13 protein-coding genes are annotated in these 13,168 nt (G+C 55.1%); 4 read left to right on the forward strand and 9 right to left on the reverse strand.

Annotated elements, in window-relative coordinates; all coding sequences use genetic code 11:
• Positions 1–276: 276 nt before the first annotated feature.
• The 4 genes from FEAC_RS13865 to FEAC_RS13880 all read right to left on the reverse strand — a co-directional run bounded on the left by FEAC_RS13865 (position 277) and on the right by FEAC_RS13880 (position 4,656).
• A complete protein-coding gene (locus tag FEAC_RS13865; protein ID WP_152623280.1) occupies positions 277–717 on the reverse strand; it encodes a hypothetical protein in 441 nt (146 codons plus the stop codon).
• Between the two features lie 51 nt (positions 718–768).
• Positions 769–1,590, reverse strand: a complete 822-nt coding sequence (locus FEAC_RS13870; RefSeq protein WP_081901308.1) for an ABC transporter ATP-binding protein — start codon at positions 1,588–1,590, stop codon at positions 769–771.
• A gap of 182 nt (positions 1,591–1,772) precedes the next feature.
• Positions 1,773–3,644 carry an MFS transporter gene (locus tag FEAC_RS13875; RefSeq protein ID WP_081901309.1) on the reverse strand — a complete coding sequence of 624 codons (1,872 nt, stop codon included), beginning with the start codon at positions 3,642–3,644 and terminating at the stop codon, positions 1,773–1,775.
• Positions 3,645–3,876: 232 nt separating this feature from the next.
• The gene (locus FEAC_RS13880; RefSeq protein WP_035392252.1) at positions 3,877–4,656 is read right to left on the reverse strand and encodes a dioxygenase family protein; all 780 of its coding nucleotides are present in this window, start codon (positions 4,654–4,656) and stop codon (positions 3,877–3,879) included.
• A gap of 152 nt (positions 4,657–4,808) precedes the next feature.
• On the opposite strand from FEAC_RS13880, the gene FEAC_RS13885 reads away from it, so the two are divergent.
• The 3 genes from FEAC_RS13885 (at position 4,809) to FEAC_RS13895 (ending at position 7,896) form a co-directional block, all read left to right on the forward strand.
• Positions 4,809–6,014: an RNA-guided endonuclease InsQ/TnpB family protein gene (locus FEAC_RS13885; RefSeq protein ID WP_052566567.1), complete on the forward strand. Its 1,206-nt coding sequence runs from the start codon at positions 4,809–4,811 to the stop codon at positions 6,012–6,014.
• 36 nt (positions 6,015–6,050) lie between these two features.
• Complete coding sequence (locus FEAC_RS13890; protein ID WP_052566568.1) at positions 6,051–6,998, forward strand: DMT family transporter; 948 nt, start codon at positions 6,051–6,053, stop codon at positions 6,996–6,998.
• 67 nt (positions 6,999–7,065) lie between these two features.
• The gene (locus FEAC_RS13895; protein ID WP_035392093.1) at positions 7,066–7,896 is read left to right on the forward strand and encodes a sulfurtransferase; all 831 of its coding nucleotides are present in this window, start codon (positions 7,066–7,068) and stop codon (positions 7,894–7,896) included.
• A gap of 131 nt (positions 7,897–8,027) precedes the next feature.
• Here the strand turns inward: FEAC_RS13895 and FEAC_RS13900 are convergent, their stop codons facing one another.
• The 5 genes from FEAC_RS13900 to FEAC_RS13920 form a co-directional block, all read right to left on the reverse strand.
• Positions 8,028–8,447, reverse strand: coding sequence for a hypothetical protein (locus FEAC_RS13900; protein ID WP_035392090.1), 420 nt, complete (start codon positions 8,445–8,447; stop codon positions 8,028–8,030).
• A gap of 94 nt (positions 8,448–8,541) precedes the next feature.
• Positions 8,542–9,588 carry a substrate-binding domain-containing protein gene (locus FEAC_RS13905; protein ID WP_052566569.1) on the reverse strand — a complete coding sequence of 349 codons (1,047 nt, stop codon included), beginning with the start codon at positions 9,586–9,588 and terminating at the stop codon, positions 8,542–8,544.
• Positions 9,575–10,594, reverse strand: coding sequence for an ATP-binding cassette domain-containing protein (locus FEAC_RS13910; protein ID WP_052566570.1), 1,020 nt, complete (start codon positions 10,592–10,594; stop codon positions 9,575–9,577). Before FEAC_RS13910 ends, FEAC_RS13905 begins: the two co-directional genes overlap by 14 nt.
• Entirely contained in the window at positions 10,581–11,357 is a 777-nt protein-coding gene (locus tag FEAC_RS13915; protein WP_052566571.1) for an ABC transporter permease subunit, read from the reverse strand. The genes FEAC_RS13910 and FEAC_RS13915 overlap by 14 nt, the downstream gene beginning before the upstream one ends.
• A gap of 13 nt (positions 11,358–11,370) precedes the next feature.
• Positions 11,371–12,300 carry an extracellular solute-binding protein gene (locus tag FEAC_RS13920; RefSeq protein WP_160290425.1) on the reverse strand — a complete coding sequence of 310 codons (930 nt, stop codon included), beginning with the start codon at positions 12,298–12,300 and terminating at the stop codon, positions 11,371–11,373.
• Positions 12,301–12,484: 184 nt separating this feature from the next.
• Between FEAC_RS13920 and FEAC_RS13925 the strand changes: the two genes are divergently transcribed.
• Positions 12,485–13,168, forward strand: a 684-nt coding sequence (locus FEAC_RS13925; protein WP_152623282.1) for an IS630 family transposase, incomplete at its 3' end; no start/stop codon positions are given.

Consider the following 13,168-nt stretch of genomic DNA (forward strand, 5'->3'; position numbering starts at 1 on the left):
ACCAACTTCGCAGTGGACTTCGACAATAACTGAGNAGGCGGTGACGTTCGTATGCCAAGTTACAGAACAAGATCTCAGGTGGGTTGGCGGATCCGAGGAAGGGGACTCAAGCTTGGGTTCGAGTACGCTCTTAGCCTCTCCACTGCGCAGAAAGCAGGGCCACAACGCAACGGACGGTCCTAACCCAGCTCCTTTGGGGGACACTGTTGGATGCCGACGCTTCCCGGTCCGTGAACGTCTACGAGAGCGATGCCTGATAGTCGCGCACCGTGGCAACTAGGCATGCCCCGATCTGCAAGGTGGCCTGGGCGACCACTTCGAGGGCCCTATTGCGTCGATCGAATGAGATCTTCGGCCCGAAGCGTTCAGAATGTAGCGCGGATGCGAGCTCCGTACAAAAGACGAGGACGTTAAACCCATCCTTTTGCGCTCGGGTGCCTCGAGAGGGGTGGTCCCCAGCAAATCATTGGCCAGTTTGGCCCAGATAAGCAGCACCTCAGCGTGGGCTTCGATCATCGAAGGGTGCGAGGTCGATGCCTCCTCCTCGAGCGCCATGACCAAAGTGACCGGACCGTCTGCGAAATAGACGGGTCCTCTCCCGCGCAGCCAGGTCGGTGACTCAGCCAACGCCTCTTCGGGTGGAGGCAGCATCAGGGCGTGGTGAGCACACCGAAGCATAACCGTGCCGCTAGCCTCTGGCCTCTTCGTCTTGCTCATTGCCATCATGGTACCATCACCAGCTGCTAAGTGGTTGAGGGACCTGAATGGTTACTCTAGGAGTTGATATAGTGTCCGATCGGAGTCAGAGCAGGTCAGAATGATGCTGGGGCCATGACGTTCGACGTTGACGACACCATCAAACCCAAGGAGGTCGGATAGCTCAACGTCTGGAAGCGTCGCCCGGATGGTTCTAGATCCTACTCTGGCCTTGATCTGACCGGGAGTTCCGTCGGCGACGATCCGACCATTGGCCATGAGCACCACTCGATCCGCGTAAGCATCAGCCTCCTCTAGATAATGAGTTGCAAACACTACCGTCTTTCGATCCTCGACGAGTTCACGCATGGCTCGCCAGAACTCTCTCCTTCCCTCGACATCTATCGCCGCCGTCGGCTCGTCAAGGACAAGAAGCTCTGGATCGCCAACGAGGGCAGCTGCAAACCGAACTCTCTGTGCCTGTCCACCTGAGAGTCCGGTGGTGAGCTGTCGTTGAAACTGATCACATCCGGTTCTCTTTAACGCCTCGTCCACTGAGGCTGGATTGGGATAGAACGACGCCATCAACTCGATGAGTTCGCGTACTCGCAAGTAGTTGAGCGGCGTGCCCGTCTGCAACATGCCGCCGATAAGACCATTCCCAATAGCCCTCGCAGGAGGCATACCAAAGAGTTCAACCTCTCCTTGATCGGGATGGATGAGTCCAAGCGCGATGTCAAGAGTTGTGGTTTTGCCGGCCCCGTTGGGACCGAGCAGTGCGACGGTCTCACCGGGGTTGATCGATAGGTCGACACCTTTGACCGCTGCTACTGCACCAAAAGCCTTGGTTATCTGACGCAGTGCTATCGCAGGCGACTCTTGCGGAGTTTTCATGACACAAATTCTAGCCAACAAACATGCCCCACGCCGGTACGACCCCGCGTGAATCGACAGCTGCATCCGTCATCGGGTGACGATCTCTTGGTGATCGTCGACACAGCCTCGGCATCTACCCCAAAATACACCAAGAGCCCTCTTTGAGAGGGCTCTTGGGCAACTCCTGAATCAGATGAAACTCAATCGGTTAGCGTAGATTCGACCTCTGCTGGATTCACCGAGTCATCAGCACCGGCTATTGGTTCAACAACCTTGCGATCAACTCCAGCATGAGCTGTCTGCTCTGCGTGGAGGTGCTCCATCGCGTGCTCGGCATGGAGATGCTCCATGGCCTCCTCAGCGTCGGTGGCGTTGTACTTGCCACCACGCAACCAGGATGCTCCAGCAGCGATTAGACAGGCAATGGCCGCAAAAGTGAAGGCCTCCGAAAGTCCATGACCAAAGGCCGGTGAGATCAGGCTCGGGAAGAAAGCTCGACCAATGAGATAGTGAGCATTCGCCGCCGGGAGCGCACCCAGGACCTTAGCTCCAAGCAACTTCGACATCGGGTTGTAACCTAAGAATGCCGCAAATAGCGTGCTCACTGGAGGAAGTGCAGCAACCTGTTTGGCCACGGCCACAGGGACGTGTTGTCTGGTTAGACCAGACAAGAGTGCACTCGAAAGGTGTGCTCTCAATCCAAAGATCATGAGGCTGAAGAAGACACCGATCGACAACACCATCGCCGAGTTCATAAAGGTTGCGCTCATGCCAGAACCTACGCCACGCTGGCTCGCCGGCAAGCTGTTCATAATCCCGGCGCGGTTCGGCGACGCGAACAACCCCATTGCCAAGCCGTTAATCGCCAAAAGGGCGGCGAAATCGACATACGAGAAATCAACGGGCAAGAAGATTAGACCTATGAAGGATGCCGCCGCGATGATCATGCCGCCGGTCGCGAAGGGGCGTGCACCGAAACGGTCTGAGAAGTACCCGGATAGAGGGCCAGCCACTAGGAACCCTATTGTCAACGGCACTAGATATATACCAGCCCATAACGGGGTCTCAGAGTAGCTAAATCCATGCGTTGGAAGCCAGATCCCCTGGAGCCAGATGATCAGGATGAACATCATGCCGCCGCGCCCCAGAGACGCCAAGAGGCTCGCCAGGTTTCCTGCGGTGAAGGCTCTGATTTTGAACAGGCGAACGTTGATCATCGGTTCGTCTAAACGGAGTTCAAGCCATATGAAAACCCCCAAGGTGGCGAGGCCACCAACAATCGCTGCGATCACACCAGGATTCGACCATCCCATAGCGGAGTTGCCATAGGGCTGGATTCCGTAGGTGATACCTACTAGCACCGAGATGAGCCCCGCCGCAAATAGGAAGTTTCCAAACCAATCGATCTTAGCCCTTATACGAATGCCGGTATCATGGAGCACCATGTAGGCCCAGATCGTACCAGCGATGCCCACGGGTACCGAGACCAAGAAGATCAACCGCCATGAGATCGGCGCCAAGACCCCACCTAGGATTAGGCCAATAAACGACCCGGCGATAGCCGTCACGTTATTGATTCCAAGTGCAAGTCCACGCTGGTTCGCGGGGAATACGTCGGTCAACAACGCCGCAGAGTTCGCAAACAACAGCGCTCCACCCAGTCCCTGGAAGATACGCATCGCGATCAGCCACAATGCACCTGCACTCCCGTGCATCCAGGTGATGGAGAGCATGATCGAGAAGAACGTGAAGATTGCAAAGCCCATGTTGTACATGCGAGAACGGCCGAACATATCACCCAGGCGGCCGAAGTTGACCACCATCACCGCCGTAACAACCAGGTAGCCCATCAATACCCAGAGGAAGTATGAGGTATTCCCTGGGGCTAAGGGATCAAGGTGTATCCCATTGAAGATCTCGGGCAACGAGATCAGGGCGATCGAGGAGTCGATCATCACCATGAGCACCCCGAGGGTGGTATTTGAGAGAACCAACCATTTATATCTCGGATGCTCTCTCATCGCAGCACTACGCTGTCGAAACGAGGGTTTCCCCTCAACAGTTGTCGCCATCTATGTCTCCTTCGTGATCATTCACCAGTTCGACTCGTAGCATCCACACCAACACGCGAATCGTCGTCCTGGCAAACAACGTCATGCATCTACTAGATCATCGTCAACCTCCATCGAGGCCCAAGGACCAGTGGAGGTCATCCATTTGCAACCACAGCATACCCGTTAGTTGCTTGCATCCTGCAACTACTTCACCCGCGAGTTTTATTCCCACTCTCTTCTAGTTTTTCGCTCAGCCAGCTACCGAAATTGAGCGCTTCGCGAGCCCAAACCAAAACCCGTCCACCTCATTGACTACCTGGTCACTACCACCCGCCCCAAGCGTGACAAAGAGAGGAGCAAAGTGCTCAGTACGAGGATGGGCGATCCCGGCTGCAGGGGCACTTCGTTGAAAGTTCAGTAGCTGATCGATCTCGCCGGCAGCGAGCACCTGAGCCCCCCATTCATCAAACTCGCGGGACCATGAAGGAGGTTCCGCGTTCGGCCCAGCATCCCAACGCATTCCACGGAGGTTGTGTGTGAAAAACCCACTACCGATGATTAGGACTCCTTCGTCGCGCAACGGAGCAAGTGCCTTACCAAGGTCAAATAGTTGTGTCGGATTGAGTGTCGGCAACGAGAGCTGCATCACCGGCACTGTCGCCTCAGGGAACATCACCATCAGCGGGACCCAAGCGCCGTGATCCAAACCACGCGTCTCATCGTGGTCTACCGACATATGAGCCTCAGCTAGAAGCTGTTCGACCGACGCACCGAGAACTGGTGATCCAGGGGCTGCGTATTCAAGTTGATAGAACCGGTCCTCGAATCCCCAAAAATCGTAGACCAACGGCACCTGTCGAGAGGCGCTCAAGCTGATCGGGTTCGACTCCCAGTGTGCCGAGATCATCAAAATAGCCTGTGGCGTCGGCAGTCGCTTGCGCCACGCCTTCAACTCGCTAATCCAGAGTGGATCATCTAGCAAGGGAGGGGCTCCGTGGCTGAGGTATAGGACTGGCATGTTGTCTAGCATCACCATATTATAGTTGCACATGCACTTATACGTCGTGCATTGACCAAACCGGAGCGCAAGCCCCGTCTGTAAGGGCTGGGTAGAGCGACCTCGATTACATTCCAAAGTCAAAACTGTCAGACCCTCGGCCAATACTACGAGCATGAGCATTCGTGAGCGCCTATACCCAGGAGAACAGGAACTACCTGTTCTTGCGCGTCATTCGCTATGTCTGGAATATCGCTCTCGAACAGCGCAATTTGCGGAGACGCGAACGATCACAAAAGATCACCTACAACACCCAAGCTCACGAACTCTCCGAAGCTCGCAAGGAAAGCTGGCTCAAGGAAGGTTCTGCCGCAGTCCAGCAGCAAGCTCTTCGAGACCTAAACCAAGCGTTTCAGAACTGGTGGAATAGACCAGACCACTTTGGACGACCGACTTGGCGCAAGGCTGGCATCAATGAAGGCTTTGCTGTACGAGATCTGTCTGTTAGACGCATTAACCGTAAATGGGGTCAGGTATTCGTTCCCAAGTGCGGGTGGGTCAAATTTCGCGTCACTCGTGAATGGAGTGACATCGAAACAGCATCGTCTGCCAGAGTCACCCTAGATCGTTCTGGTAGATGGTTTGTTAGCTTCACACGTCTAGCTCCACAGATTGAGCGCAAGTCAACAGGGTTCGTCATTGGTATTGACATGGGCATCGCGATTACGGTGGCTACGTCTAACGGTGAGTTTCTCGATATGCCAGAACTTCTCACCAAAGGAGAGCATCAACGCAAGAGACGCTTACAGAGGAGGCTCGCCAGACAAGTCAAGGGCTCCAACCGCTATAAGGCCACCAAACTAGCCATAGCTAAGCTCGCAGCCAAAGAAGTAGACCGACGTAAAGACTGGATCGAGTGGACCACAACCGATCTGGTGCGCGACTATGACTTGATCTCACTAGAGGATCTCAAGATCACAAACATGACCAAGTCAGCCAAAGGAACCAAAGACAAGCCTGGGAAGAACGTTAAGGCAAAGTCTGGACTTAACAGGTCAATTCTCGAACAGGGCTGGGGCTTGTTCTGCCAACGGCTTACTGACAAGGCTACCAATGCTGTAACACCAGTAGAAATCATCGCTATCAATCCCGCATACACGAGCCTGCATTGTTCTGAGTGTGGTTACACGGACAAGAAGAATCGCGATAGTCAAGCTCTCTTCCACTGTCTATCGTGTGGCTATACGGATAACGCAGACGTGAATGCGGCCAAGAATATCATTGCCGCAGGGCTTGTGGTCCAAGAGCGTGGAGGACAATCGCACATTGTGTCTACCAAGACACAACACAGCGACCCAGCGAAGCGCACCACCACTCCTAAAGCTGCGTAAGCAGCTTGGGAAGCCCCGTCCGTAAGGTCGGGGAGGATGTCACTACACCCAACACTGTCGCTCGAGAAAAGTTACCTTCCATTAAACTCCAATTCAGCTTCTGTTAACCAAACTTCGGTCAACCAAAGCAACCAACGGTGGGCAAGGAGGGCTATAACGATCACGATCTGGGTCCTCGCCATAGTCCTATTGGCCTCGGTCACACACGCCAGCTGGAACGCCATCGCAAAGTACCTCGATGACCCGAGCTTCGCATTCGTGTGGATCAACCTGACGGTAGCCGTCATAGGTGCATGCTTCATTATCGCCATCGGACTCCCAAACCGCTCCGCGCTACCGTTTCTGCTGGTATCGTTCATCATTCACATCGCCTACAACATCTTCCTGTTGAACTCCTATCGTTTTGGTGATCTCTCCCAGGTCTATCCGTTGGCTCGAGGAATCGCTCCAATCCTGGTGGCCATTGGAGCGTTTCTCTTTGCCGGCGAGCAGCTGAACGCGATCGAGGTCACCGGGATCATCGTTATCGCAGCCGCGCTCGCCTCGATCGCCGAGTTTCATGCGACTAAAGCTCTCTGGTTGTCGCTCGCCACCGGACTCGCGATCGGCGGCTACAGCTTGGTTGATGGCATCGGCGTGAGACACGCCCACTCCTCATTTGCCTATGCAGGTCTCCTTTTCCTTCTCGAAGGAGGCGTACTAGGAATCGGAATCGGTTGGATGCGAATCCGCCGACAACGGCCTCTTATCACGACGCAGCTTCCGTTGGCTGTGACTGCAGGCGCACTATCGTATCTCGCATATGCCGCGGTACTCTGGGCACAACAGCGTGCTCCCCTTGGTGTAGTATCGGCCCTACGCGAGACGAGCGTGATCGTCGCCGCTCTCATCGGCGGTTACTTCCTAAATGAGGAACTTGGGAGGAGAAGGTTACTCGCCGCCGTCATCGTCTGCATTGGCGTAACCATCCTCGTCCTTAGTTAATCGCCGAACAGCCATCCGTGATGCCATCTCCTCCCAATTGTTGAATGGAAGTGAGTAAGGTGATCTCATGAATGCCGGACCTCTGATAGAACCTGATCAGATACCAACGTTGATCGATCCTGTAATACTCGACGTACGCTGGTATCTCGATGGTCGCGATGGCTACGCAAGCTACCTCCAGGGGCACTACTCAGGCGCAGTTTTTGTCGATCTCGATACTGTAGCGACCGAACCAGCACCACCAACAGCAGGGCGTCACCCGCTCCCGCCACCAGCGACATTTGTCCGATCAATTGCTGAACTCGGGGTTGGCCCAACCAGCCAAGTCCTGATAATGGACGATGCTCGTGGCTCGATCGCGGCGAGGATCTGGTGGATGCTCGATGTGCTAGGCATAGAGGCATACGTGTTGCTAGGGGGCGTACAAAGTCTTCCAGAAGCTGATATCTGCCTGACTCCCTGTCATGCAACGCCGAAGGCTCCCTGGACTCTCTCCATCAACGAGTGGCCAGAGAATCGAGTGGTAAACACTGACGAGATCGAAAACCAGAGCTCCAGATTCCTTCTCCTCGACGCGAGATCCCAAGAACGTTACCTCGGAGACGAAGAGCTGATAGATAGAGTAGGAGGACACATCCCAGGGGCAAGGTCTCTTCCTTGGCAACGAGTACTTGACACCATTGAGGGGTCCTCTGTCGACAGTTCACGCGCCGAAATTAGCAACATCTGTGATGATGAACGCGAGTTAGTCGCCTACTGCGGATCCGGAGTTACTGCCTGTACTCTAATTCTGGCCCTGCGCGCCTATGGCCGCGAGGCTAAGCTATACCCAGCATCGTATTCAGGTTGGTCGAGCGACCCTTCTCATATAGTTTGCACTGACATCTGCGACGACTGATAAGCCACACTCGCGCTCTGGGTTGGCGAGATCCCGACACTACCCGACAGCCGCGCGGATCATCACGCCAACCGAATCGGTGCCACCAGAGCGGGCGGATCTCCAGAAGCGAAAAGACTCGACGGTCAGCCTCAAAGAAGTTGGACGATATCTGCAATCACGAGGTAGAGAACGAGAGCAATCACTGCCACATAGATTGCGCTCATCTGCCAGCGCCACTTGTGGTTGGCCACCCAGAAACGACGAATTCCTTTGACGTCAAAGAACAGAGCGGCTACACCAATTGGAATGCCAATCTCGGGCCCCAATCCCGCCAGGGCGCCAAGACCAAGAGCGGGTAGCAAAAACGGTACGATCACGTAGCTGAGGGTACAGCGAAGACCCGATATCACCATAGCTAGACTGAAGAGTCGCTCCGCCGCCTCCTCGCGTCGCACGGTAGGCCGAGCCTCGGGAACCCGAAGAAGCTTTCGAGCGAAGGTGTCATAACGCGACGACGATAGCTGCTGACTAACAGGACAATTTTGATCTGGCGCTATAGCCTCTTCCATACCTCCATCATAACGTCCCTGTCTTCACAAGCAAAGCCCGAGCAACTACTCACCTACACAGCGGTTCATCAGCTCTTCGCCCTCTCCTTGGCTCCTAGGTAACCGGCTCTCCACTTCGTTCAACCTGAAGATAGCCTCTAATCGCAGACAGTTGCGAACGTAGCTCTTGGCTGGTGAGCGCCCGGAAAAGCGCCCTGACCTCTGGGGTTGCCACAAATACTTCCGGGACGGCAAGTAGAAACTCTTCAGAGGCATAGCTTTGGAACTGCAGACCAAATTCAAGAGCCACCGGCTCAATCGTGACGCCAAAATCGGCTAAGCCGGACGCCAATGCGCTACCGACAAGAGCATGTGCACTAAGCGACGAATCGTAACCCGCCACCGCCTCGTCGGCCACGCCAAGTTCACCAAGAAACTGGTCAACCATATGGCGTGCCTCCGATCCTGGCTGTCGATTCGCAAGACGCAGCCCTTGCTCTAGCAGCGCTGGCGTAGGAATCTTTGATCGGTAGGCAATGCCCTCCCTCCATCGCGCAAAGAAAAACAACTGTGCATCAACATGCGGGTATGACATTCCATCGGCAACGTGAAAACCTGCCACGTGGACTAGACCGTTGCGCAACAGCGAAAGCGCCTCGCTATTAGATGCCGGCCACCATAGGCAAGCTATTCTTGGGTCGACGTGTGCAAAGATACTAGGCAGCAACGCAAGTGCGGGATCACAGCCAGCGATGATGAGAGCCGGAGCCGTCTCTCGGTTCTGGGTCAGAGTGATATTTTCGCCGAAAACGGAGCTAACCACAGCACCGGCGGCACTAAAGCCGACGGTGATGCTGTGATCACCAGCTAGCGGCAACGCAACCGGGCGACCGTCTACGCATGCGAAGTCGGCGCGAGACGCAGTTAGCTGCGGTGCAATAGAGGTAGCTCCCACCTCCGGATATTCGATGGTTGGTGAGAACAGCTCTTCCACCGCTACAGAGAGCGCTCTCGCCAGCGCGATAGCGACTCTGAGCGAGGGGTCAGACGTTCCTGCTTCGATCGCAGCAATCGCCTGTCGCGATACGCCTACCTGTGTGGCCAGTTGTTGTTGCGAGAACCCAAGTCCAATTCGAGCCAACCGCACCCTATCGCCCTTCATCCACCTCTCCTTCAACGGTCGACGCCATCCCCAGCCAACTCCCCTGGCACTCGTCATCTTTCCCAAAGACCGGTGGATCTAAAACCGTGACTTTTGGGTCGCCACCATGCGACAGGCGGTCATCAGCAAAACTCACCACCAACTGCTGATCAGCAAGTTGAAGCCGATATAGGACAGCGCCTCCGACGTCCCTTGTCGACAGAATCGAAACTGGAAATACATACCCTCGTGTGGGTTCTGCCCCTGCGAGCATCCGAGCCGGATGGATTCCAATGCGACGGAGGCTGTCGATAGGAACAAAATGCGTAAAGCCGAGAATGCTCGCCAGCCTCACCGACGGTGGTTCCTTTAGCAGCGTGGGCACCTCACCAAAACCCAGAGCTCTGCCATTCTCAACCACGATGATGTCATCAGCGAAGTGAGAGACCAGCTCCAACTCGTGGGCTACTATCACGACAGGAATCTGAAGAGAGCTAAGGAGTTCATCGAGGAGCAGGATTAGTTCGGCACGCAGACGATCATCTAGGCCCTGAAAGGGCTCATCGAGGAGTAAAGCCTGATTCTCTCTTGCTAGAGTCCGTGCTATCGAGACGCGCTGTACCTCACCTCCGGAGAGTTGACGTGGCTGAGATGTGAGTAGATCCATCAACTCAAGTCGTTCGATCATCGGTACGAGCAGATCGAAAGACTTGATCCCCTTGCCGTAAAGTAGGTTTTCGCGCACACTGAGATGCGGAAAGAGCGTTGGCCGTTGGCCGATCAGTCCGATCTGGCGCTCGTTGGGGGGTACGAAGATAGTCCGACCCTTAGCCACATTGGTCAGCGGCCGTCCAGCCAATGATACATGTCCATACCGAGGAATGGCGAGGCCTGCAACAACGTCGAGTGCTGTCGTCTTGCCAGCACCCGACGGTCCGAAGATCCCTAATCTACGTCCTGGTGGCACACAAAAGGAGAGTTCGACACCTCCATCTCTTCGATCGATAAGAAAGTCAGCGCTGAGCAAAGCGACTCCAGGTATAAGCGAGCAAGGGCAGCGGAAGTGACACCACCAGGAGCACCAGTGCATACGGTAGCGCCCGACTGAGTCCAACCTCGTTGAGTGTCGTCCAAACCTGCATTGGCAACCCATAGGGATGATAGGCAACGATCACGACCGCCCCGAAGGCGCCGATCGCCCTAGCCCAAGCGATCGCAAGGCTGGAGCTGAGCTGAGGAAGCGAGAGCGGAAGCGAGATGCGAAAGAAACGCTCGCACGGTGTATTGCCGAGCAAAGACGCCTGGTCGAGCATCGCCTGGTCGAGCCCGGCAAAGGTCGACTGTGCTCCGAGCACATAGTAGGGCACCGCCTCATATACCTCGCAGACGATGAGCGCAAAGAAGGTATTGGTCGCAGACAGATGAACCCTCGACAACAGCTCTCCCAACGGCGTCAACGGTCCAAGCATGAAGACTAGGAGGAGTCCAATCACCAATGGTGGCATAAGCAGCATCAACAACATGCCCGCTTCCAGCCAACGGAGACCTCGTCGATGAGACCTCGCCAGTGCATACGCCAACGGAGTCCCGCCAAAGACAATGAAGGCTAACGCAATGGCTGCAGACGCCACCGAGATGCCAAGAGGCGACCACGCGCCTGGCTGGCTCAGTGCATTCACTATCTCCGACGGCGAGAGCTTGAAAAACAAGGTGATTAACGGGCCAATCAGTATCAACCAGATCGCTATGGTTGCGACGATCGACAACCACGACAGAACCGATCTCCGCATCAGTGGCCGCAACTCATCGCGTATTCCTGAGCGATCGAGGTACTCGAGTACCTACAAAGATAGGTCTAAAGACGTTGTAACCAGCATGGACAAAGGCTCGTCTACCCGCAGTCTGCAGTTGATAACGGACGAATGCATCGGCCGCGCTAGTTGCATTATGACCCAAGACCGTCGCATCCACCAGCAAAGGCACACCGTGAACGACCGATCCACCACTTAGGGTCAAGCTCGCAGTGGCATAGTCCTTCGCGAGGCTTGAACTGCCGAAATTGATGCTTGCGGGTAGAGAGATGTAGGGCAGATGAAGTTGAATAGCCTGGGATTCGAAGGCACTAGCCGCATCGAGTTGACCAGCCTCCAAGCGTGCCTCGAGCGATGTCTCAGAGAATACTTGTGCAGGGTTATCGACCGGCCCAAGATCTTGCTGAACCAGGCCCTTGGGCAGATGCAGTCTACGCACACCAAGCTCCACCATCTCGTAAAAGGCCTGGCCCTGAGGGTCGGTATTTGGGTTGGTGCGCCCGAGTAGGAAGCCCTTGGAGGCAAACAGTTTGAAAAGTCGTGACAGAGGCAACTTTCCTTGGCTGATCAGCTTCAGGGTGGGTGCATAGGAGGTGTGGGGGTTGTAGACAACGACGATAGGAGAGGCAGCAAACGAGACATACCAGCTCGTCCTCGATGGCTCGAGCTGGGTGATCGGGGCAGCTCCAATACTCTCGAAGACGTTCGGACTAATCTCGCCGGAACTAATCTCCTTGGACAATCCGAAGGATCCCGCCCCCCGACCGCTGTAGCCATAGCCGGTGGCTTTCGCGAAAGCTGGTCCAACCGTATGTTCATTGAGCAACTGCAATGAACCCGCATAAGCAACGTTCGCCTGCCCGTGGGATGCAGTCGATGAGTCGGCATTAGATCCACAGGCGGCAAGCAAGGCCGCACTCATCACCAGAACTCCGCTAAAACCTCTCCAATTGGCTTTCATGCAATCAACAGTAGCATAAAGCAAGTGCAGTTTGCGTAGTTCGAGAGCTAGTGTCCCTAGCCATAAATTTGCTCTAATTCAGGAATTTTCAATATTTTGTCTCCGTTGACCCCATTGTACATCTACTCTTTTGGAGGAAGAGGCAATGACAATGGCCAAGCAGATATCGAGAGCAACACAGGCAGCGAGAGATTCCGAAGGGACCAAGAAGCGTACTGGACGCAAACCAACGTATGTCGTCACCCTGAGCGATGAGGATAAAGAGTTCCTCACTTCCTTTATCGCCAAACGTAATGCACCAGCAGCTCAGGTGACGCGAGCAAAGATCGCCCTCTTGGCCAACGAACACGTCAGGCTTTGCGATATCGCCGATGAACTGGATATCTCTACCTTCACGGTGCAAAAGTGGATCAAGAGATTCGCCCTCTATGGGGTAGGGACACTCGCCGATACACCACGACCTGGGACCCCAAGGACCCATGGGGATGACAAGATCACCGAGATCATCAGACTCACTACGATGACCGAGCCACCGGATTCATCAACCCATTGGTCCACCAACACCATGGCAGCCGTGGCTGGCGTCTCTCCCTCCACGGTGGGGAGGATATGGCGAACCTTTGGCCTAAAGCCTCACATGGTTGAGAGCTTCACGGTGTCGAATGATCCAGAGTTCACCGAAAAGGTCAGAGACGTTGCTGGGATCTACTTGAACCCTCCAGAGGCGGCCATCGTCCTCTGTGTTGATGAGAAGACCCAAGTACAGGCCCTTGATCGCACCCAACCCATACGTCCGATGGTGCCAGGGGTTCCCCTGCGTCAAACGACT

This window comes from Ferrimicrobium acidiphilum DSM 19497, assembly GCF_000949255.1.
GTDB lineage: Bacteria > Actinomycetota > Acidimicrobiia > Acidimicrobiales > Acidimicrobiaceae > Ferrimicrobium > Ferrimicrobium acidiphilum.